This window comes from Microcella alkaliphila (assembly GCF_002355395.1).
In the GTDB taxonomy this organism is placed as follows: domain Bacteria; phylum Actinomycetota; class Actinomycetes; order Actinomycetales; family Microbacteriaceae; genus Microcella; species Microcella alkaliphila_A.
The window spans coordinates 621,460-642,559 of record NZ_AP017315.1 but is presented as its reverse complement, the minus strand read 5'-3'; the positions used below and the strand labels follow the sequence as shown (position 1 = coordinate 642,559).

General features: G+C 69.0%; 22 protein-coding genes and 1 tRNA gene. 5 read left to right on the top strand and 18 right to left on the bottom strand.

Features of this window, described 5'->3' with window-relative positions:
* The first annotated feature begins 28 nt into the window (after positions 1–28).
* Both CPY97_RS03090 and CPY97_RS03085 read left to right on the top strand, forming a co-directional pair.
* Positions 29–331, top strand: coding sequence for a DUF2470 domain-containing protein (locus CPY97_RS03090; RefSeq protein WP_096423300.1), 303 nt, complete (start codon positions 29–31; stop codon positions 329–331).
* Positions 332–407: 76 nt separating this feature from the next.
* The gene (locus tag CPY97_RS03085) at positions 408–1,076 is read left to right on the top strand and encodes a heme oxygenase (biliverdin-producing) (RefSeq protein ID WP_096420742.1); all 669 of its coding nucleotides are present in this window, start codon (positions 408–410) and stop codon (positions 1,074–1,076) included.
* A gap of 107 nt (positions 1,077–1,183) precedes the next feature.
* On the opposite strand, the gene groL is transcribed toward CPY97_RS03085, so the two are convergent.
* From groL to CPY97_RS03060, 5 genes are all read right to left on the bottom strand, one after another.
* Positions 1,184–2,812, bottom strand: a complete 1,629-nt coding sequence (gene groL / locus CPY97_RS03080) for a chaperonin GroEL (RefSeq protein WP_096420741.1) — start codon at positions 2,810–2,812, stop codon at positions 1,184–1,186.
* A 120-nt stretch (positions 2,813–2,932) separates the two neighbouring features.
* Positions 2,933–3,994 carry a DUF3048 domain-containing protein gene (locus CPY97_RS03075; protein WP_096420740.1) on the bottom strand — a complete coding sequence of 354 codons (1,062 nt, stop codon included), beginning with the start codon at positions 3,992–3,994 and terminating at the stop codon, positions 2,933–2,935.
* Positions 3,995–4,043: 49 nt separating this feature from the next.
* Positions 4,044–4,250 carry a cold-shock protein gene (locus CPY97_RS03070; RefSeq protein ID WP_096420739.1) on the bottom strand — a complete coding sequence of 69 codons (207 nt, stop codon included), beginning with the start codon at positions 4,248–4,250 and terminating at the stop codon, positions 4,044–4,046.
* Between the two features lie 135 nt (positions 4,251–4,385).
* A complete protein-coding gene (locus CPY97_RS03065; protein ID WP_096420738.1) occupies positions 4,386–4,970 on the bottom strand; it encodes a LytR C-terminal domain-containing protein in 585 nt (194 codons plus the stop codon).
* 15 nt (positions 4,971–4,985) lie between these two features.
* Positions 4,986–5,258 (bottom strand): DUF3263 domain-containing protein, encoded by a 273-nt coding sequence (locus CPY97_RS03060; protein ID WP_197702246.1) that lies wholly within the window; start codon positions 5,256–5,258, stop codon positions 4,986–4,988.
* Positions 5,259–5,368: 110 nt separating this feature from the next.
* On the opposite strand from CPY97_RS03060, the gene CPY97_RS03055 reads away from it, so the two are divergent.
* Positions 5,369–6,481 carry a heme/hemin ABC transporter substrate-binding protein gene (locus CPY97_RS03055; RefSeq protein WP_096420736.1) on the top strand — a complete coding sequence of 371 codons (1,113 nt, stop codon included), beginning with the start codon at positions 5,369–5,371 and terminating at the stop codon, positions 6,479–6,481.
* A gap of 4 nt (positions 6,482–6,485) precedes the next feature.
* Here the strand turns inward: CPY97_RS03055 and CPY97_RS03050 are convergent, their stop codons facing one another.
* From CPY97_RS03050 to CPY97_RS03035, 3 genes are all read right to left on the bottom strand, one after another.
* On the bottom strand, positions 6,486–7,481 hold the full coding sequence (locus CPY97_RS03050; RefSeq protein ID WP_161494049.1) for a DUF2332 domain-containing protein: 996 nt from the start codon (positions 7,479–7,481) through the stop codon (positions 6,486–6,488).
* A gap of 32 nt (positions 7,482–7,513) precedes the next feature.
* The gene (locus tag CPY97_RS03045; protein WP_150129170.1) at positions 7,514–9,766 is read right to left on the bottom strand and encodes an HtaA domain-containing protein; all 2,253 of its coding nucleotides are present in this window, start codon (positions 9,764–9,766) and stop codon (positions 7,514–7,516) included.
* Positions 9,767–9,849: 83 nt separating this feature from the next.
* Positions 9,850–10,341, bottom strand: coding sequence for a GNAT family N-acetyltransferase (locus CPY97_RS03035; RefSeq protein WP_197702245.1), 492 nt, complete (start codon positions 10,339–10,341; stop codon positions 9,850–9,852).
* 55 nt (positions 10,342–10,396) lie between these two features.
* On the opposite strand from CPY97_RS03035, the gene msrB reads away from it, so the two are divergent.
* Entirely contained in the window at positions 10,397–10,831 is a 435-nt protein-coding gene (gene msrB, locus CPY97_RS03030; protein ID WP_096420732.1) for a peptide-methionine (R)-S-oxide reductase MsrB, read from the top strand.
* Between the two features lie 4 nt (positions 10,832–10,835).
* Here msrB and CPY97_RS03025 read toward each other — a convergent pair whose 3' ends face one another.
* Entirely contained in the window at positions 10,836–12,239 is a 1,404-nt protein-coding gene (locus CPY97_RS03025) for an LLM class flavin-dependent oxidoreductase (RefSeq protein ID WP_173826856.1), read from the bottom strand.
* 142 nt (positions 12,240–12,381) lie between these two features.
* Here CPY97_RS03025 and CPY97_RS03020 point away from each other — a divergent pair, with 142 nt between their 5' ends.
* Positions 12,382–12,594 (top strand): hypothetical protein, encoded by a 213-nt coding sequence (locus tag CPY97_RS03020; RefSeq protein WP_096420730.1) that lies wholly within the window; start codon positions 12,382–12,384, stop codon positions 12,592–12,594.
* Between the two features lie 9 nt (positions 12,595–12,603).
* On the opposite strand, the gene CPY97_RS03015 is transcribed toward CPY97_RS03020, so the two are convergent.
* The 9 genes from CPY97_RS03015 to CPY97_RS02980 all read right to left on the bottom strand — a co-directional run bounded on the left by CPY97_RS03015 (position 12,604) and on the right by CPY97_RS02980 (position 21,021).
* Positions 12,604–13,554 carry a DMT family transporter gene (locus CPY97_RS03015; protein ID WP_096420729.1) on the bottom strand — a complete coding sequence of 317 codons (951 nt, stop codon included), beginning with the start codon at positions 13,552–13,554 and terminating at the stop codon, positions 12,604–12,606.
* Positions 13,555–13,698: 144 nt separating this feature from the next.
* Positions 13,699–13,771 (bottom strand) — tRNA-Thr (locus CPY97_RS03010).
* Between the two features lie 72 nt (positions 13,772–13,843).
* Positions 13,844–15,385 carry an alpha/beta hydrolase gene (locus CPY97_RS03005; RefSeq protein ID WP_096420727.1) on the bottom strand — a complete coding sequence of 514 codons (1,542 nt, stop codon included), beginning with the start codon at positions 15,383–15,385 and terminating at the stop codon, positions 13,844–13,846.
* Positions 15,382–16,533, bottom strand: coding sequence for a DNA polymerase III subunit delta' (locus tag CPY97_RS03000; protein WP_096420725.1), 1,152 nt, complete (start codon positions 16,531–16,533; stop codon positions 15,382–15,384). The genes CPY97_RS03005 and CPY97_RS03000 overlap by 4 nt, the downstream gene beginning before the upstream one ends.
* 9 nt (positions 16,534–16,542) lie before the next feature.
* A complete protein-coding gene (tmk, locus tag CPY97_RS02995; protein WP_096420723.1) occupies positions 16,543–17,169 on the bottom strand; it encodes a dTMP kinase in 627 nt (208 codons plus the stop codon).
* Positions 17,166–19,976, bottom strand: a complete 2,811-nt coding sequence (gene topA / locus CPY97_RS02990; RefSeq protein WP_096420721.1) for a type I DNA topoisomerase — start codon at positions 19,974–19,976, stop codon at positions 17,166–17,168. Before topA ends, tmk begins: the two co-directional genes overlap by 4 nt.
* 153 nt (positions 19,977–20,129) lie before the next feature.
* Entirely contained in the window at positions 20,130–20,471 is a 342-nt protein-coding gene (locus CPY97_RS13375; protein ID WP_161494048.1) for an Rv3654c family TadE-like protein, read from the bottom strand.
* Complete coding sequence (locus CPY97_RS13370; RefSeq protein ID WP_161494047.1) at positions 20,468–20,776, bottom strand: TadE family type IV pilus minor pilin; 309 nt, start codon at positions 20,774–20,776, stop codon at positions 20,468–20,470. Before CPY97_RS13370 ends, CPY97_RS13375 begins: the two co-directional genes overlap by 4 nt.
* 38 nt (positions 20,777–20,814) lie before the next feature.
* On the bottom strand, positions 20,815–21,021 hold the full coding sequence (locus CPY97_RS02980) for a DUF4244 domain-containing protein (RefSeq protein ID WP_096420717.1): 207 nt from the start codon (positions 21,019–21,021) through the stop codon (positions 20,815–20,817).
* Positions 21,022–21,100: the final 79 nt, after the last annotated feature.

Genomic DNA, 21,100 nt, shown 5'->3' with positions numbered 1-21,100 from the left:
CGGGGCCGGCGGCCCTACAGTGGTCGCTGTGACCCGCTTCCCCGACGAGATCGTGCACGCCGTGTTGCACCACATGAACGACGACCACGCCGACGACAGCCTGCTGATCTCACGGGCCTTCGGCGACCGTGGCGCAACGACCGCGCGCATGGTCGATGTCACGCCAGACGCGGGTTTCTGGGTCTATACGCTCGGCGATGACCTTGGCGAGCGCGCACTGTCGGTGCGCTGGTCCGGCACGATCAGCGAGCGGCCCGAAATCCGACGAGAGATCGTCGAACTCTACGACCGGGCCTGCAGCATCCTTGGCGAGACGCCCCGCCCGCACTGAGTTGTCGGCGTAAGGGCTGTGCTCCGGCCACCCATGAAGGTTAGGATTGCCTAACCTAATCCCGATCCGGAGCCGCATGACTATCGCCGACCCGCCCACCACCGTCCCGTTCTCCCGACTCGTCCGCGAACGCTCGCGCGCGAGCCACGGAACCAGTGAGGGCACGACCTTCATGAACGATCTGCTCTCCGGCGCCGGGTCACGCGATGACTACATCGCGCTCGTTCGCCAGCACCACGCGATCTACGCGGCGCTGGAAACCGGTGCCGACAGGCTGCGTGACAACCCCACCGTTGCCCCGTTCCTCTCCCCCGCGCTCACTCGGCTTCCCGCCCTGAGCGCCGACCTGACGTTCCTCGTCGGAGACAACTGGAGCGAGCGCGTACCGCTGCTGCCGGTCACGGAGCGCTACGCAGCGCGTATTCGAGAGGTCGCGGCCTCGTGGCCAGCCGGCTACGTCGCACACCACTACACGCGCTACCTCGGTGACCTGTCAGGCGGACTGCACATCGGGCGCGTCCTCGCGCGGCGCTTCGGATTCGACACGAACGGCATCGGCTTCTACCTGTTCGACCAGATCGCCGACCCCGCTGCATTCAAAGACACGTACCGCGCACAACTCGACGCGGTGGCGTGGGATGACCCCGAGCGCGAGCGCGTCGTCGACGAGGTGCTCGCTGCCTACCGCTTCAATACCGAGGTGTTCGTGGCCCTGGACCAGGCCCGCGGAACCCGCGCCGCCTGAACCAACCTTCTCACCACTTTGGGCGCCGGCTGTTCATCGCCGGAAACGCAAAACGGGGCGGCTTCCTTCCGGAAGCCGCCCCTTTTGTGTGTGGCGTTGGCCGAGGACTAGAAGTCCATGCCGCCCGACGGGTCACCCATCGGGGCCGGGTTCTTCTCCGGCTTGTCGGCGACGACGGCCTCGGTGGTGAGGAAGAGGCCAGCGATCGACGCGGCGTTCAGCAGCGCCGAGCGGGTCACCTTCACCGGGTCGGCGATGCCGGCACCGAGCATATCGACGTACTCGCCGGTGGCCGCGTTGAGGCCGTGGCCGACCTCAAGGTGGCGCACCTTGTCGGCGACGACGCCGGGCTCGAGACCCGCGTTGAGGGCGATCTGCTTGAGCGGGGCGTCGATCGCGACCTTCACGATGTTCGCGCCCGTGGCCTCGTCACCGGTCAGACCCGTGAGGGCGTCCGAGTCGAAGGCGAGCTTGCCGGCCTGGATGAGGGCGACGCCACCACCGGCGACGATGCCCTCCTCGACGGCAGCCTTCGCGTTGCGGACGGCGTCCTCAATGCGGTGCTTGCGCTCCTTCAGCTCGACCTCGGTCGCGGCACCCGCCTTGATGACGGCGACGCCACCGGCGAGCTTCGCGAGGCGCTCCTGGAGCTTCTCACGGTCGTAGTCGGAGTCGGTGTTCTCGATCTCTGCACGGATCTGCTTCACGCGACCGGCGATGGCGTCGGCGTCGCCGGCACCCTCTACGATCGTGGTCTCGTCCTTGGTGATGACGACCTTGCGGGCCCGGCCGAGCAGGTCGAGGGTGGCGTTCTCGAGCTTGAGGCCGACCTCCTCGCTGATGACCTGGCCGCCGGTGAGGATCGCGATGTCCTGCAGCATGGCCTTGCGGCGGTCGCCGAAGCCGGGAGCCTTGACGGCAACCGACTTGAAGATGCCGCGGATCTTGTTGACGACGAGCGTCGCAAGAGCCTCACCCTCGACGTCTTCGGCGATGATGAGCAGCTGCTTGCCGCTCTGGATCACCTTGTCGACGACGGGCAGCAGGTCCTTGATCGCCGAGATCTTGCCATTGACGATCAGGATGTAGGGGTCTTCGAAGACCGCTTCCTGGCGCTCGGGGTCGGTCACGAAGTAGGCCGACAGGTAGCCCTTGTCGAAGCGCATGCCCTCGGTGAGCTCGAGCTCGGTGCCGAAGGTGTTCGACTCTTCAACAGTGACGACGCCTTCCTTGCCCACCTTGTCGATGGCCTCGGCGATGAGCGCACCGATCTCGGGGTCGGCGGCCGAGATGCTCGCGGTGGCGGCGATCTCTTCCTTGGTCTCGACCTCCTTGGCGCTCTTCAGCAGCTCGTCGGAGACGGCCTTGGTGGCCTTCTCGATGCCGCGCTTGAGGCTGATCGGGTCGGCGCCGGCCGCGACGTTGCGCAGGCCCTCACGCACGAGCGCCTGAGCGAGGACGACCGAGGTGGTCGTACCGTCACCGGCGACGTCGTCGGTCTTCTTCGCGACCTCCTTGACGAGCTCGGCACCGATCTTCTCGAACGGCTCGTCGAGTTCGATCTCCTTGGCAATGGAGACGCCGTCGTTCGTAATCGTGGGGGCGCCCCACTTCTTCTCGAGAACGACGTTGCGGCCACGGGGGCCGAGCGTCACCTTCACGGCGTCGGCCAGGGTGTTCAGGCCGCGCTCCAGGCCGCGACGGGCCTCTTCGTCAAAAGCAATGATTTTAGCCATGTGTGTCTTTCGTCCCTCCCGGACGCAGTACGTACGGTAGCTCTGGCACTCGCAGAGAGTGAGTGCTAACTGATTTTGGCACTCTCGACTAGCGAGTGCAAGCCAGGGAGGGACGGATGCTCAGCCGGCGGTGATGGTCGCGTCGCCGGTATCCGGCACGAGTTCGATCCAAGTGGTGCCCGGCGCCAACCGCACGGCCACGCCTTGATCGTCGAGGAGGCGATAGGAATCCGCCATGCCGGCCTTCGACCACGTGATGGGAATGGTCTTCCCGTCCGTCGCGACAAACCCAGAGCCGCTCTGGCCTGCCAGGAGAGTCTGCGGAACGCCGGGGCTAAAGTCGATTCTCACCCGAAGCACGATGACGTTGGTTGCGCTCAGACGGGTTCCCGAGAGCGCGACGTCGGGCTGACCACCCTGCGACCGCAGCCACCGCCCGTCGGCCTCGCTCCACTCCCAGCCCGACTGTCCAACCTGCCCGTAACGCAGCGACAACGTGGATGCGGGCGCACCGTCGCGCGCGGCCGTCGCGTTCTCGATTCGATCCGCGAATGCGAACTGCTGTCGAGGCGCGTCATCACCGGCGTAGCGCTCGACCAACTGCGCCGCCCGGGCGACGACATTGTGAGGCGAGGGCCGTGGAAGCCCTCGGTAGACGAGGTCGGAGTCGTCGCCGCGATCAAAGATGATGTTGCGCACCGGGGTGTTGAGCATGGCGGCGATGAACTGCTGTTGGGCACCCGAATAGGCAAGGATCCCCCCGAAGGGCGAGACGATGTCCGGATCCATCGGACGCACGGATCGCACGGGCCCGACTTCGTCAGGGAGGTCGCTATGCCACGACGCCGCGTATCGGATCGAGCCCCCCTCGACGAGTTCGACGTGGACGATATCGGCCCGGTCGAGACCAAGTTGCGGCCTTGCGAGGGGGGCATTATCGATCTTTGCCGAGAAGACGGGTCGGTCGAGAGAGCCCGGTTCGATGATCTCTCCTGTGAGAGGGGCGATCGCATAGGCCGGCGGAGCTTCGTACGTCGACTCGTAGGTGGGCTCTGGCTCGACGCTCGGCTCAGGAGACGCCGTCTCTAGCGGGCGCTCCTCCGGCGCGCATGCACCGAGACCTGCAACGAGCGCGAGGCCGACAATGAGGCTGCCCGCGCGTCGGCGGAGGGAACTGCGCATGGCCAGAACACTAACCCGCCAAGCGACCGCGCGCCCCCGTGACGCGCACTCAGGCCCGAACCGTCACGTTTTCTGCCTGAGGCCCTTTCGTGCCGGCACCGATTTCGAAGGACACTGCCTGTCCTTCCTCGAGAACCTTGTAGCCGGGCATATCGATCGACGAGTAGTGCACGAAGACGTCGCTACCGTCTGCCTCGAGCGTGATGAAGCCGAACCCCTTTTCGGCGTTGAACCACTTGACGGTTCCGTTGGCCATGCTGTGACTCTTTCTGGAGCGGTGATGAGAAGCCGCGTACGGGCTCCGTTTCCGCAGACTAGCCATCGGGCGGAACCCGTGGGAAGAGCATCCACGCAGTCGTTACCGTGCGGTAACGGGCCGGAAATCTCGGAGCTAGCTGGCCGCGCGCAGCTCGTAGTCGGTGCCAAGAACGATCGTGATGGGAGCCCCGGGGAAGGCGTCGGTCAGCTCGATGTCTGCCACGCCGTCGAGCAGTTCGACCATGCCGCGAGCGACGGGTTCGAGGTCGGGGCTCGCGTAATAGACGACGGTCTCCTCGATGTCGGTCGTCGCGGCCTGCGTGACCGTTCCGACGGGCCAGCCCCGAGCATCCAGCGCGCTCTGCGCCTGCGGGCCCCGCCCGACGGAGCCGGTGCCGTCGAGGATCGTGATCGTGAAGTCGTCAGGCAGGTCCGCATCGGCGGCATCCGTGATCGGCCCGCCGGCAGGCTCGCCCGGCTCGGCGGGAGCGTCAGGGTCCTCCTCGGGCGGGGACGTCAAGACCGGGATGTCGAGCTCCAGTCGGTCGTCGATCGCGGCGAGCCCGACCAGGCCGACCACGACGAGCACGACCGACGCGGCCGCGCCGATCCCGAGCGCGCGCCAGACGGCACCGCGACGACGCGGCGCCCGGTGTGCGCCCACTCGACCAGGGTCGAGCGGCAGATCGTCGAAACGATCGGGTGGGAAGTCGGGCATTCGGGCTTTCTCGGCTCAGGAGGCGACGGTGTCGCGCCGGGTACGACGACGCTCAGCACGCGCATCACGCACCTCGTGCAAGCGGCCCACGAGGATCGGGTCGTACGCGCGCGACGCCGCGTCATCGATGACGGAGTTCAGTACCTGATAGTACCGGGCCGGTGCCCAGCCGAACTCGGCACGAATGTGCCGCTCCTTCGCCGCACTGTGGCCCCACCATTCGCGCTCGAAGTCGAGCACACGCCGCGCGCGCTCGGACAGCGCTGCGTCGTCGGACGGGGTGGGCATGGGCTCATCGTAGAACGGTCGGCGCCGGCCTCTGAGCGGCTCGCGGAGGACCATCAGACTCGCAGATTAGGCTTACCTAAGTCCCTCCTTGCCAACCGCTCCGGAGCCCCATGCCCTTCCCTCGTCGGCGTCGCTCGGCGCTCGCTGTCGCCGTCGCGGCCATGATGCTGGTGCTCGCGGGATGCGCGCCCTCCGGCGCCCTCGGCGGCACCGATCCCGAGGCGGTTGGCGAGCGCCCCGCGCTGTCGGAGATCGCCCTGCTGGACAACCCACGCATCGACGGCGGTCCCGCCACGGCCGTGATCGCGGACGCGGCGATCGACCCCGTGGTCGACACCCCGACCTCAGCACTGCCGACAACCGTGGTGTCGCGCGACCTGGATGGCGACCGCGACATTGAGGTCACGAGCGCCGACCGCGTTCTCGCCCTCGACATTGCCGGATCGCTGGCGGCCACCACCTGGGCCCTCGGCTTCGGCGATCGCCTCGTCGGGCGTGACGTATCGACCACCTTCCCCGGCACGGACGATCTGCCGCTCGTGACGAGCTCGGGCCACGCGGTTAGCGCCGAGTCGGTGCTGGCGCTTCGCCCCGATCTGATCATCACCGACGGCACCGTGGGCCCGACCGACGTGCTCGTGCAACTGCGCACCGCTGGAATCACGGTCGTGTACGTCGACGTCGAGCCGGGTCTCGCGGCGCCGGCCACCCTCGCCCGTGATGTCGCCGCCATCTTCGGCGCGCCCGAAGCAGGCGAACTACTGGCCGAGCGAATCGACACCGACTTGACCGACGTGCTCAGCGAGATTGCCACCATCGCGCCGAGCACGCCGGGCGAGCGCGTGCGCATCCTCTTCCTGTATCTGCGCGGCGCGAGCGGCATTTACTACCTCTTCGGCGAGGAGTCGGGAGCCGATGAGTTGATCGACGGCCTCGGCGGCGTTGACGTCGCCGGCGAGATCGGCTGGACGGGTCTTCGCCCGATGACGGACGAAGCGCTCATTGCCGCTGACCCCGACCTCATCATGGTCATGTCGAGCGGGTTGGCGAGCGTCGGAGGCGTCGACGGCCTGCTCACCGAAAAGCCCGCGATCGCGCTGACCTCGGCCGGGCAGAACCGCCGCTTCGTCGACATGGCCGACGGCGAGGTGCTGAGCTTCGGACCGCGCACGCCTCTCGTGCTCGACGCGCTCGCCCGCGCCATCTACGGCGCGGACCAGTAGCCGCTCAGCCGCTCTCGCTCGGGCCCACAGCTGCCCACCGCTCGATGCGGTCACCGTGCGGGGCCACGATCGCGAGGGGACGCCCGTCACGGCTCAGCACGAAGTCGTCGTCCGCGCCCGGCAGGATCTCCGCAGCACGCTCCGCAACCTCGGGAAGCACCCGGCGCCCATCAAGCGACACCCACACGTCACCGAGCTCGCGCGCCAGCTCGCCAAATCGGGCGCGCGCCTCGGGGGCGAGATAGACGAGAACGGCGGGGCTCCAGATGACCCGCACGACGTCGTCGGGCATGTCCGCCACGGCTGAGCGCAGCCCATCGACCGCGTCGCCCGCCATCACACGAGGCGGATGCGCGTGCGCAACGCGCAGGGCCGCGTCGAGCTGGCGGGCCCGGTCGCGCTCTTCTGGCCAGATCAGGGTGCGCAGCCAGCGCTCGTCGTCGGGTGACCCCAGGGCCAACGGACGCCGCTCGAGCCCGGCCCGCCACACGATCTCAGGTCGGTGTGTGGGTGCCGGAACCCCGTCGCCGAGCTGACAGTCGAGTTCGAGTGCATCGGGCTCGTCGTCGACCGGCTCCACCGTCGATTCGACCTCCGCGCCGCGCCAGTAGCGGTGCCGGTATCGGTCGACGAGCAGCCCGAGCCCGATCGACGCCCCCACTTCGAGCAGCGCGATCGGCGCGCGGATGCCGTCCAGCGCCGCGACGAGGGCAGAGGAACGCCGGGGGTCGTTCGTCTGCGTGGCGCGCGTGCGGGCGACCGCCTCGACGGCGTCCCATTCCCCCTCGAGCCACGCGCGAGCATCCCCCGCTGGTGACAGCCCGGTGAAACGGGCCGCAGTCAGAATCAACACTGGTTGGCGGCACGCGACGGGCAACGTGTCGATGAGCGCCATTGCGTCAGGGTCGTCGGCGAGGTCGTGAGCCCACCGCGCGTAGACCGCCGAACGGCTGGCCGCTTCGCGGGCGAAGCGACGGTACCGTTCAGCGGTCGACGTCACGCTCGCATCCTGCCACGCAGGATGCGCGCGGCTCAGGCGGCGCGGCGGCGCAGCAGCATGACGGCGAGTGCGACGATCACGGCAAGCAATACGGCAATGACGGCGAGGAGAACGCCCGTCGACATTCCCGCAGGCTCGGCGTCGGGGCCGGACCCTCCCGCAGCGTCGCCGTCGAGGTCGCCCGGAGCAGCGTCAGCGGGGCTCGCCGCGCAGTCGGTCGGCAGCGAGTAGGTGAGCGTGATGGGGTCGAACTCTTCGCCGGCGGGGTAGGTGCCGAACGCGTCGGCGCCCGACACCGTGAGCTGTGTCGGGATGCCCGTGATCGTCACGGTGCCGTTGTCGCGGCTGCCGCTGTCGGCGCCGGCAAGATTGAGCTCGAGGAAGCGCACGTCGAGGGCTTCGACCTCCTCGAAGTCCTGCCGCGTTCCAGTCACGTCAGCGACCAGTTCGGCGGTGGTCGCGCTCGTGAAGACCACGCGCGGGTTGGCGATGAGGGTGTCGAGGATTCCCTCGTGGCCCGTGAAACGGATCGCGCCCTCGAACGCGATCTCGCCCGTGCGTGCAGCGGGGTTGATCGCGCCCTGGCCGCCCGCAAAGGTGAAGAGCGGCACCTCGTAGCTCGCGCCGTCGAGTACCTCCCACTCACCGCGGGCAATGGAGCCGCTGACGTACGCGCGGAAGCTCTCCTTGAAGCCCCAGTCGAGCTGCGCATCGGACACGACGCACTGGTCGGCACCCGCGGCGGTGGCCGCAGGATCGACGATCTGCAGCACGACGCCGCGGTCGACCGATCCCTGGAAAGTCAGCGTGTGCTGGCCGACGAGGTCATCGGGCAGGCGGCCCGACCAGACAGCCTGGCCGTCTGCATCCGCCGTCACCTCGCCGAGCAGGCGCGGCTCGCTGTAGACGACAACACGAATCCCCGTTTCGCCGGGCTCGAATCCCGTCGCGCGGGCCTCGACACGGGCGCCCGGCAGCAGGTCGCCGTCGACGCCGACGAGTTCGGCACCGGTTGTCGCCGGCGGCTCAGCCGAAATAGGCCGCTCCACGAAGCGAGCGAGCTCGACCGCGCCACCCGTGATCGTCGCCCCGGCCACGGAGGTGCCGCCCCCGGTCGGTGCAGGGCTGCCGATGGTGAACGTCACCGGGTCGAGGGCGGTGCCGGCCGCGTAAAACGCCCTGCCCTGGAAGGAGAACACGCTTGTGCCGGAGGCTGTCAGGGTCGCCGGTACACCCGTAAACCGCACGGAGCCGTCGGCGTTGGCCGTGCGGCTCGCCGCCGCCAGGTTCAGCGTCGCGAGCGTCACAGGGCTGCCGTTGACGCTGACCGACAGGGATGCGCGACTCGCTGATTCGATCGTGACTCGCGGATCGCGCAGGGTCACGTCGAGCAGGCCGCTGTGACCGAGGTAGCGCACCTGACCCGAGTACGCGACGGTGCCCGTGGTACCCGTCAGCGATGGTCCCACCTGCGGGAACACAAGGGCGGCGCCCTGCTGGCCGACGCCAGTCGCGGTGATCGACCCGCGGGCAATCGTGCTCGTCATGTACTCACGGAACGACTGCTTCACGCCCCACACGAGCGACCCGGGCGTGGCGGTGTCACGGGGCGCCCCGGTGGTCGGGGCCGGCGTCGGAGCCGGCGTCGACGGCGCGGGCGTCGGCGTCGGTGTCGGACTGGGTGTCGGTCTGGGTGTCGGGCTGGGTGTCGGGTTTTCCGCAGAACCGTCGCCGGCAAAAGTCAGCGCGGTGAACGTCTCGAATGCGGGCACGACCGCTCCCGAGCCGGCGAACGTGAACACTCCGAACGTGCCCGTCGGGAAGCGGTGGGCGTCGGCCTTCGACACCACGAACTCGATCCGGAACGAGCCATCGGGGTCAATCGCCACGGCGCCCGCGCTGGGTCCACCGATGGTGGCGACGTTTTCGGGGTTGACGACCCACTTCTGCTGGGCGACCTGCCGTGCCGACGACGCGGCACCGTCGCTCGGCTTCCACGAGTCGAGCACCGAGCCGATCACGACGTAAGCGCCGGCAAACTGACCCATGAGGGGTGGACGCGCGCCGTCGGTCGCCGGGGGGTTCGGGGCGAAGCCCGACCCGGTCACCGTGATCGTCTCACCGGCAGGGTCCAGACCCTGCGTCTTCGAGACCGACACCGTCGGGGGCGGCGGTGCTGTATCGGCGGCCGCCGACTCGTGGGGGGCGACAGTGAGAGCTAGGGCGAAGGTGAGGGCCCCCGCGAGCGCGACGGCAAACGGCCGCCGGCGGGAAAGGGTGTGCACCGGGTGACTCCGTAGTCAGAAGAGCGTCATGTCTTTAGGTAAGGCTTACCTAACAAGAGGATACGCCATGCGCGCATATCTCTCTAATTCAACGCCGCGTCGCCTGTTCGACCGCTGGGAGGCCGGACCATCGTCACGTGCGGAATGCCCGCCTCCACATACTCGTCGCCGATCGGCTCGAAGCCGGCTCGCGTATACAGGGGCTGGATGTAGGACTGTGCGTGCAGGGCGAGCGGCTCGTCGCCGAACTGGGCGATCACCTGCTCGACGAGACGGAGCGCGAGGCCCCGACCACGAGCATCCGCCCGCGTCACGACGCGCCCGATCAGGCGGCGCGCGCCGCCGTGAGCGGGGTCAGGATGCTCGTCCTCGATGACGCGCAGATAACTGACCACGCCGCGATCGTCCCGCATCCACACATGCAGCGTCGACTCGTCGCGGTCGCGCTCGTCGAGTTCCGGCTCGTCGATCTGCTGCTCGAGGTAGAAAACGACCGTGCGCAGCATGGCGATGTCGAAGAACTCGTCAGCCGAAATGTGACTCCATGTTTTCTGCTCGATGGAAGGTTCCGGCACGGGGCCGAGTTTAATGGGGTGAGACAACCCGCCCGTCGGGCGAGCAGGAGGAACCATGAGCGAGCAGACCACCGGCAAGTACCAGGTCGAGAAGACCGAAGACGAGTGGCGGGCTGAGCTCGGCGAAGAGCGCTACCAGGTGCTGCGCCAGGCCGGCACCGAGCGCGCCTGGACGGGCGAGCTGCTCGACGAGAGCCGCGCCGGCCTCTATACCTGCGGCGCGTGCGGGGCTGAGCTCTTTCAGGCCGGCACGAAGTTCGACTCGGGTTGCGGCTGGCCGAGCTTCTACGAGTCGGTGCGCCCCGAGGCCGTTGAGCTGCTCGAAGACACCTCCCTCGGCATGGTGCGCACCGAGGTGCGCTGCGCCACCTGCGGTTCGCACCTCGGGCACGTGTTCCCCGACGGGTTCGGCACGCCGACCGGCGACCGCTACTGCATGAACTCGCTCGCGCTCGACTTCACGCCGGCCGACGACGCCGACCCGGCCTAGTCACTCACGCCAGCTGGCGAGCACTGACGCGGTAATGTGCCCCGCGGTGCTCGTCGGGCAGACGATCTCCGCGGCCGTGTAGCTTCTGCCGCAACGTGCCCTCCTCGTAGCCGTCGGGGTACAGCCCGCGTTCGCGCAGCACCGGGATGACGTGCTCGACCACATCGGCGAAGGTGCCGGGCGTCACGGCATAGGCGAGATTGAAGCCGTCGACATCGGTCTCTGCCACCCATCGCTCCAGCTCGTCGGCAATCTCGACACCCGAACCCACGATGAGGGGCCCCAGTCCACCGATAGCGCTGTGTCGGCCGATGTCGGCAACCGTGAACTCGGCGCCGTGCTCGGCCGCGGCCGCGAAGTTCGAGACGACCGACTGAATCGCGTTACTCGGAACGTTGCCGACCGGTTCATCCAGTGGGAACTGCGAGAGGTCGATTCCCATCCAGCCGGACATGAAAACGAGAGCGCCTTCGGGGTTCGCGTACGACAGGTAGTCACGGTACTTCGCCTGCGCTGCGGCGGGAGTGGCGTCCGTGATGATCGTCAGCAGGGTGTAGATCCGCGCCGCGTAGCGATCGCGACCCGCCGCCTCCAACGCGTCTCGGATCCGCGTGACGGTCGCCCGCAGTACCTCCTTCGTCGGGGCGGCGACGAAAATCGCTTCAGCGTTGCCGGCGGCGAACGCGACTCCGCGGGGGCTCGCGCCGGCCTGGTAGATGACGGGTGTGCGCTGCGGGCTCGGCTCAGAAATGTGAATGCCGGGAACCGTGAAGTGCGTCCCCTCGTGACGTATGTCGTGCACCTTCGAGGGGTCGGTGTACACCCCGCTGGTCCGATCGCGAACAACGGCATCGTCCTCCCACGAGCCCTCCCACAGCTTGTACAGCACCTCTAGGTACTCATCGGCGTGGTCGTAGCGATCGTCGTGCTCGCGCTGGTCGTCGTGCCCCATGTTGCGTGCAGCACTCGGCAGATAGCCCGTGACGACGTTCCACCCCACACGCCCCTTGGTCAGGTGGTCGAGGGTCGTCATCCGGCGGGCAAACGGGTAGGGATGCTCGTAGGCCGTTCCCGCCGTCACACCGAATCCCAGATGCTCGGTCACCGCGGCCATCGCGGACACGAGCAGGATCGGGTCGTTGACCGGCACTTGAGCGCCGTGGCGAATCGCCGCCTCATTCGACCCGCCGTACACGTCATACGTGCCCAGGACGTCGGCGATGAAGATGCCGTCGAAGGAGCCCGTCTCGAGCAGTTGGGCCAGCTCCGTCCAGTACGACAACTCGGTGTAGCGGTGCGACTGATCGTCGGGGTGGCGCCAGAGCCCGGAGGACTGGTGGGCGACGCAGTTCATGTCGAATGCGTTGAATCGGATGCGGCGAGGAGGCGTGGCAGCGGTGGTGGACATGGCCGTCATCGTGCCCGTCCGATCGCACCCCGTGCATCCCCCATGTCGCAGCGTGACCGTGCGTGTCACCGGATGACGCAGCACGACGCCCGATGACGCGAGTGCGTGAAGCGAGCGCCCGGACGCTCCTAGCGTGCCGGGCATGACCGCCACCACAATCGACCACAAACTGCGGCCGCTGTTCAGCTTCTTCCGATCGTTGACATTGCCCGGAGGCATTTACGCAGCAGACCGCGACTTCACGGACTACCGGGTCAGCGCCCCCGAATTGCACGAACGCATCGACCGCACCGTCAATGGCGCACACGCTCTCGTGACCCGCGGACCTCTCGAAGTTCGCTCCGCCTACTTCTAACCGTGACGCTCACCGCGCCTGCGCACGTCGCGGCCGCCAGCGGTCGAGCGTGGCGATGACGATTCCGAGTGCGGTGAGTGCCACCCCCGCGATCGTCTGAGGCGCGAGCGCCGGTCCGATGGCCGACACCGAGTCGAATACGGTGGCGCCGAGCAACTGGCCGAGCACGAGGCACATGCCGAGCAGCAGCACGCCGATGCGCCCCACTGTTGCCGTCTGCACGGCTATGAACACGACGCCGACGATGCCGCCCAGGTAGAGGTACGCCTCCGTCGGCGGTGCGGCGGGCAGCCCGCGCACGATCAGCGCGATCGCCGTCACGACGACGAGACCGGCCGTGCCCACCGTGAAGTTCACGAGCGTTGCGGCGAGTGGCGAGCCACTCACCTGACGAACGCGGCCGTTCATCGCCTGCTGCACGCCGATCCCGAGACCCGCGACGAGCGGAAGCACCAACGCCAGCCACGGGATGCTCGCGGACGCGTCGCCGGCGACCGCCACGATCACGGCGACCACCGTGAGTGCGGCCCCGACGACGCGCGCGGGCGTCGGGGGCGTGCGTCGCGCACCTGCGAAGCCCCGCGCATCCGCCACCATGCCGGCGAGGGTCTGACCGGACACGATCGCCACGGTGAAGATGGCCACCCCGAGCACCCCGGCGACGAGCCCCTGCGACAAGACGAAGAACGCTCCGCCCGCCCCGCCGAGCAGCATCCACCAGGGCAGCTCTCCCGCCCGCATCGCCGCCGGGATGCGGGCCATGGCCGCGCGGCCACGCGCGGTCGCCAACACGACGACGAGAAGCACCACCCATCCCGACGAGAACGACACGAGCGCTGCGGTGAAGCCGTCATCGAAGCGTTGCCCGAGCTCGCCGTTGATGCGCGACTGCGTCGCAACGCCGAAACCGGCGAGCACCGTCGCCGCCACCGCAAGCACCGTGCGGCTGCGCTCACTCATTGGGTTCCTCCCTGCGACGCGATGCGTGCACGGTGCAACAGTGACACGGTGAGAAGGAAGTGGGGCCGCCTGTGGGAATCGAACCCCGCGACGCGACGGCGTCGGCGCACCGGGAATGCCCCAAGCGGGAACTACTGGATTGCGGGCCGCCTGTGGGAATCGAACCCACGACCTATTCATTACGAGTGAATCGCTCTGCCGACTGAGCTAAGGCGGCGTGCGACGGGCGAGCCCGGCACGGTGCAGAAGTCTAGCCCAAACCGACGGCGCACGACGACGCGCTGGACGCTCAGGCGTTGCACTGCGGGTCGGTGTCGGGAACCGCACCGGTGAGCAGGTATGTCTCGATGACGTCATCGATGCAGGGGTCGCCTTCGTCGTAGGCGATGTGGCCCTCTCCGACGTAGGTGACGAGCACGCCGCTCGACAGCTGGTCAGCGAGTGCGACCGCCCACTCGTAGGGCGTGGCGGGGTCGCCGGTCGTGCCGACGACAAGGATCGGCGCGGCTCCCTCGGCGGTCACCGGGCCGAGTTCGCCAGTGAACTGGTGCGGCCAGTTGGCGCACAGCACGTCGCCAACGGGAGACGGGGATGCGGTGGTCGGCGCGACCTCCATCAGGCGCGCGTTGTGCGCCTCAATGACCGCCGGGTCGGTCTCGACGGGGTAGTCGAGGCAGTTGATGGCGACGAACGCCTCGAAGGAGTTGTCGATGTACTCACCGTTCTCACGCCCGTAGTAGAAGTCGGCGAGGAAGAACCCGGTTGACGGGTCGCCGGCGCGCAGCTCGCTGAACATCTGGGTCAGGAACGTCCAGGTGCCCTGGTCGTAGAGCGCTGTCGCGACCGCGGTGCTCATGACCGAGCCGTCGAAGAAACGACCATCGGCGGCCGGCAGGGGCGCCTCGTCGAGCCGATCGACGAGCTCGCGAATCTGCGCGGCCGCAGCGTCCACGTCGGCCGGGAACGGGCATCCACCGAGCGCGGGGCACTCGGCGAGGTACGCGCGCAGTGCCTGCTCGAAGCCGGCCTGCTGGGCGATCACGACATCGAGCACGCCGAGGCGCGGGTCGATCGCACCGTCGAGCACGAGGCGGCCGACACGATCGGGGTAGCGGTCGGCGTAGCGGGCGCCGATCTCGGTGCCGTACGAGTAGCCGAGGTAGTGCAACTGCTGGTCGCCGAGAACGGCGCGCAGCAGGTCGAGGTCCTGCACGGTCGAGTCGGTGTCGACGAAGCCGAGGAGCGGACCGGTGTTCTCAGCGCAGGCGGCCGCGAAGTTCTGCGACGAGGCGGTCACCTCGGCGATCCACGCGTCCGTGCCGACCTCGTTCTCGGGGATGCCGAACAGGAAGGCGTCCATGTCTGCGGGGTCGTCGAAACAGCTCACGGCGCTCGAGCGGCCGACACCGCGCGGATCCCACCCGACGATGTCGTACCCCTCGCGCAGGGCCTCCCCCACAGCGAAATCGACGCTGTCGCGGATGAAGTCGAAGCCGGAGGCCCCGGGCCCTCCGGGGTTCACGAAGAGCGAGCCGATGCGGTCACCGGTCGCGCGGTGTCGCACGAGCGCGAGCTCGACGTCGTCGCCCTCGCCGGGGTTGTTCCAGTCGAGCGGAGCGATCGCGGTCGCGCACTGGGCCCCTCCGCCGCAGTCGCTCCACGTGACACGCTGCTCGTAGTATTCGGCGAGCGCCGCCTCGACCTCTTCGCCGGTGGGCGTCGACTGCTCGCCCTGCCCAAGCAAGTCCGACAGCAGCCCGGGGGTGCAGCCACCCAGCAGCAGAACCGACGCCACGAGGGCGGAAACGAGGGAGAGTCGGCGACGCGTCACGCGGGCGAGCCTAGCGCCGGCACCCTGCCGCTCGCCGAGATCAGCATGGCCTCGAGTGCCATCGCGGGCGGCATGTTGCCCTCGATGCGGCGTCGGGCGAGGGCGATGGCGTCGAGCGCCGCGAGCATCCGCTCGGGGGTGGATGCTCGTGCTGCCTCCACAATGCGGTCGCGGATCGCCTCGTTCACCAGGTCGACCCCGGCCCCGAGCTGCACGGTCAAAATGTCGCGGTACAGCGACGTGAGGTCAACGAGCACACGGTCGATGCCGTCGCGCACGGAGCGCGTGGCCCGGCGCTTTTGGTCTTCTTCGAGGGCCTTCAACTGCGACCGCAGGGCTGGGGGAACCGTTCCGCCCGGCTCGATGCCGAGCGACTTCAGTGCGGCCTCGCGCTCGACCTGATCACGCTCGATCGTGAGCGCCTTGGCGTCGTCGGTCGCGACGGCCACGAGCTGCTCGGCGGCGAGGACGGCGCCGGAGACGGAGCCGACGCCGAGCGCGATGTCGAGGCTGCGCGCCCGGCGCTCACGAGCATCCTGATCGGTGGCAAGCCGGTGGGCCATGCCGATGTGGCTTTGCGCCTCGCGGGCGGCCCGCGAGGCGAGGTCGGCGGGGATGCCGTCGCGACGTTCGAGCAGGGCGGCGACTTCGGCGACGGTCGGCACGCGCAGCCGGACGGTGCGCACGCGCGAGCGAATGGTCGGGATCAGGTCGGCTGCGTTGGGCGCGCACAGGATCCACACGGTGCGCGGCGGCGGCTCCTCGAGCGCCTTCAGCAGCACGTTCGAGGTGCGCTCCGTCATGCGGTCGGCGTCTTCGATCACGATGACGCGGTATGGGGCCACCGACGGCGAGAACTGACTCTGGGCGACGAGGTGCCGCACCTCGTCGATCGAGATGATGACGCGGTCGGTCGCGAGCACGGCCAGGTCGGGGTGGCTGCGCGCGTCGACCTGCGCGGCGACCCGCGGATCGGTGGCGCCCCCGAGCAGCTCGGCGGCGAACGCGTAGGCAAGGTTCGACCGACCAGAGCCCGGCGGGCCGGTGACCAACCACGAGTGTGTCATCGACTCGGAGCCCTCGGCGGCCGCGCTACGCAGCGCGGCGATGGCGGCGTCCTGGCCGGTCAGGTCGTCCCAGGCGGTCATGCGGTCACCCTAATCGAGGAGGTCCGACACGCGATTCCGGATGCTCTGCTGCAGCTCATCGACGGGGCGGGTCGCATCCAGCACGAGGAAGCGCTCGGGCTCAGCAGCGGCGAGCTCGAGGTAGGCGTCGCGCACCCGAGTGTGGAAGTCGAGCTGCTCAGCCTCGAGCCGGTCGTAGCGGGTGCGGCTCGCGTCGAGTCGGGTGCGGCCGACCGCGGGGTCGAGGTCGAGCAGCACCGTGAGGTCGGGCAGCAGGCCCTCCGTCGCCCAGAGCGAAAGCTCACGCACTTCGGCCATCGACAAGACGCGGCCAGCACCCTGGTAAGCGACGGACGAGTCGAGGTAGCGGTCTTGGATGACGATGTCGCCGCGCTCGAGCGCCGGGCGCACGACGGTGGCGACGTTCTGGGCCCGGTCGGCCGCGTACAGCAGCGCTTCGGCCCGGGGCGCGACGAAGCCGCGACGGTGCATGACGATCTCGCGCACCTCGACCCCCAGCTCGGTTCCCCCGGGTTCGCGCGCGTGCAGCACCGTGCGCTCGTGCTGGGTCAGCCACTCGGTCAGCAGCGCCGACTGGGTGGTCTTGCCCGAGCCGTCTCCGCCCTCGAACGTCAGGAAGAGACCCCGGGCGCTCATTCGGCGGCCGGCGGGGTCTTCTTCGCGGCGGTCTTTGTCGCCGCGGGCTTCTTGGTAGCCGGCTTCCTGGCGGGGGTCTTCTTCGCCGCCGGCTTCTTGGCGGCCGTCCCGCGCTTCGCGGCCGGCTTCTTGGCCGGCCCCTTCGCACGCTTGTCCGCGATGAGTTGCACGGCGCGCTCGAAGTCGATTTCCATCGGGTCTTCGCCGCGCGGCACGGTCGCGTTCGTCTCGCCGTCGGTGACATAGGGGCCGAAGCGGCCGTCTTTCAGCTTGATCGGCTTGCCGCTCACGGGGTCGGCGTCGAATTCCTTCAGCGCGCTGGAGGCCTTGCGGGCACCGTACTTCGGCTGGGCGAACTTTTCGAGCGCGCCGGCCAGATCGATCTCGAAGATCTGCGCCTCACTGTCGAGCGATCGCGTGTCGGCGCCCTTCTTCAGGTACGGGCCGTACCGCCCGTTTTGCGCCGTGATCGTGTCACCGCTCTCGGGGTCGTCACCGACCGTGCGCGGCAGGTCGAGCAGGCGAATCGCCGTGTCGAGATCGATCGTGTCCGGCGACATGTCCTTGAACAGGGATGCCGTGCGCGGCTTCTCGGCGGCCGCCTTCTTTCCGCGGGCGGGCGCCTTCGCGGGTGCCTCATCAACGACTTCGCCGGTAGCGGCGTCGGCCTGTGGCTCGGGGGCGGGATCCACCTCGGTCACGTACGGCCCGAAGCGGCCGTCCTTCGCGACGACCATCTTGCCCGTGGCGGGGTTGATGCCGAGCTCGCGGTCGCCGACGACGGGAGCGTCGACGAGTTCTTGCGCTCGGGTCGGGGTGAGCTCGTCAGGAGCCATGTCTTGCGGAATGTTGACCCGGCGCGGGGTGTCTCCGCCCTCGTCAACCTCGAGGAAGGGGCCGTACTTGCCGACGCGCAGCGTGATCGCCTCGGCGATCGGAATCGAGTTGATGGCACGGGCGTCGATGTCGCCGATGTTGTCGACGACGGGGCGCAGGCCCGGCTGCCGGTCGTCGCCGAAGTAGAAGGCCGTCAACCAGTCGGTGCGGTCGGCCTCGCCGCGGGCGATGCGGTCGAGGTCGGCCTCCATCTCGGCGGTGAAGTCGTACTCGACGAGGTCGCCGAAGTGCTGCTCGAGCAGCTTGACGACGCTGAACGCGACCCAGCCGGGCACGAGCGCCGAGCCGCGCGGGGCGACGTAGCCGCGGTCGATGATGGTCGAGATGATCGACGCGTAGGTCGAGGGTCGGCCGATGCCGCGCTCTTCCAACGCCTTGACGAGGCTCGCCTCGGTGTAGCGCGGCGGCGGGCTCGTCTCGTGACCCTTTGGCTCGACGTCGATGACACCAAGCGCCTGGCCCTCGGTCAACGGCGGCAGCGTCGCCTCCTTCGCCTCAGCGGGGTCGGCGTTGCGCTCCTCGTCGCGGCCCTCCTCGTACGCGGCAAGGAAACCGCGGAAGGTGATGACGGTGCCGCTCGCCGCGAACTCGGCGACCTGCCCCGAGACGCGCGCGTCCGCGCTCGTGAGGGGGCCCGTGGCCATCGCGATGGAGGCCGTCTGGCCGCGTGCATCCGCCATTTGGCTGGCGACGGTGCGCTTCCAGATGAGGTCGTAGAGCTTCCAGTCGTTGCCGCGCAGCGTGCCCTCGAGCTGGCTGGGGGTGCGGAAGACGTCACCCGCGGGGCGAATGGCCTCGTGCGCCTCCTGCGCGTTCTTGCTCTTGCCGCTGTAGAGGCGTGGTTTGTCGGGCACGAAGTCTGCGCCGTACAGGTCGCGGGCCTGGCTGCGGGCCGCGTCGACGGCCTGCTGCGACAGCGTGACCGAGTCGGTGCGCATGTAGGTGATGTAGCCGTTCTCGTACAGCGACTGCGCGACCGACATCGTCTGGCGTGCGGTGAAGCGCAGCTTGCGGCCGGCTTCCTGCTGCAGCGTCGAGGTGGTGAACGGCGCGGCGGGGCGCCGCGTGTACGGCTTCGACTCGACGCTCGTGACGGTGAGCTGCAGGTCGGATGCGCGCAGCGCCTCGGCGAGGTTCGTCACGGTGGCCTCGTCCAGCGCCACCGCGTCCTTCGCCTTCAGCTGGCCGCGGTCATCGAAGTCGCGACCGGAGGCGACCTTGCTGCCGCCAAGTCGCGACAGCCGAGCCGCGAACGGTGCGTTCTCGGCGGCCGGAGTGAGGGTCGTGTCGAGGTCCCAGTAGCTGGCCGAGACGAAGGCGATGCGCTCCCGCTCCCGGTCGACGATGAGACGAGTCGCGGCCGACTGCACGCGGCCGGCGCTCAGACCGGGACCGATGCGCCGCCACAAAACCGGGCTGACCTCGTAGCCGTAGAGGCGGTCGAGGATGCGACGTGTCTCCTGCGCGTCGACAAGGGCGGTGTCGAGGTCTCGGGTCGCGTCAACGGCCTTCTGAATCGCTTCCTTGGTGATCTCGTGGAACACCATGCGCTTCACGGGAACCTTCGGCTTCAGCACCTCCAGCAGGTGCCACGCGATCGCCTCCCCTTCGCGGTCTTCATCAGTGGCGAGCCAGAGCTCGTCAGCACCCTTCAGCGCCTTCTTGAGGTCGGCGACGGTGCGCTTCTTCGAGTCGGAGACGACGTAGTGCGGCTCGAAGCCGTTGTCGACGTCGATGGCGAACTTGCCGAGCGGGCCTTTCTTCAGTTCGGCGGGCAGGTTCTTCGGCTCCATCAGGTCGCGCACGTGCCCGACGGAGGCCTGCACCTCGTAGTCGTCGCCGAGGTAGCGGCCGATCGTCTTCGCCTTGGCGGGCGACTCGACGATGACAAGCTTCTTCGTACCGGGCACGGTGCTCCTTTATATGTGCGGCTAGTGCGAGCGACAGGGGCTGCGGCGGGCGGCCGGGGTAGGCCGCAGTCGAGGCAGCAGTACCTCGTCGCGCTGACCGGTGGCGGATGGCCCCGGTCACCGTCACCATACACACCCGGCCGACAAAGGCCATCAGCGCCGGTCGGCTGCCCCGGCTCTCGCCGATCGCTCAACGGGCATCGACAGGATGCTGCGGCGCACCGTCACGAGGACACTCACCTCCTCGACATCGCACGCCGACACCTGCGCGCCGTGGGCCGCGGCGACACGCTCGGCCGCAATGCACGGCTCGCCCGGCAGCCAGCCGAGGAGCGTGTCGGCGGCGGCCAGCGCGGCCCCGTCGGCGGTGTGCGCGAGTCGTGACGCGTCGGCGAGCGCCGCCCCGACGCCCAGCAGCAGCGTCGCAAGCAGCACGCTCGCGGCGATGGCGCCCACGACGAGCGGAGTCGCGGCCCCGCGGTCGCGGCCGGTCACCAGCCGCTGTCGAGCGCGCACGAGCGGGCCTCGACGGCCAGCGGCAGGCCGAGCAGGCGGTGGGTGTGCTCGACACGGGCGCAGAGCAGCCCGTCGGCTCGGATAAGGGCGAGCCGCGCTCCGGCGAGCGACAGCCCGACATGGCGGTGCGCGTCGGACTCGGGTGCGCCGCGAGCAAGCAGGCGCGCGGCCGTCGTCGCGGCCTCGTGGGCGCGCGCCTGCGCGGTCGCGGCGGTGAGCCCGCCGAGGCACAGGGCGAGCACCACGAGCAGCGCGGGAATCGCGGCGATGAGTTCGGCACTCACCGCGCCTCGATCGTCGCGTGCAGCCCCGCCGCGGCAGCTCACCCGCCGAAGGTCAACGCGGAACGCACCATGTCGGTGAGAATGCCGCGCACCTCGTCGCTCTGCATGATGACGACGAGAAGCCCGGCGAAGGCGACGGCCGCCATCGTGGCGATGGCATACTCGGCCGTTGCGGCTCCGCGGTCGCTGGCGAGTCGGCTGCGCAGACGGGAGAGTCGGCGGTGGGGGCGGGTGAGGGTCGACATGAGGGTCTCCGTTTTCATCGGGTCGGCAGCACGAACGCGACCAGTGTCGACTGCTGACGATGCCGACGAGACGCGAGCC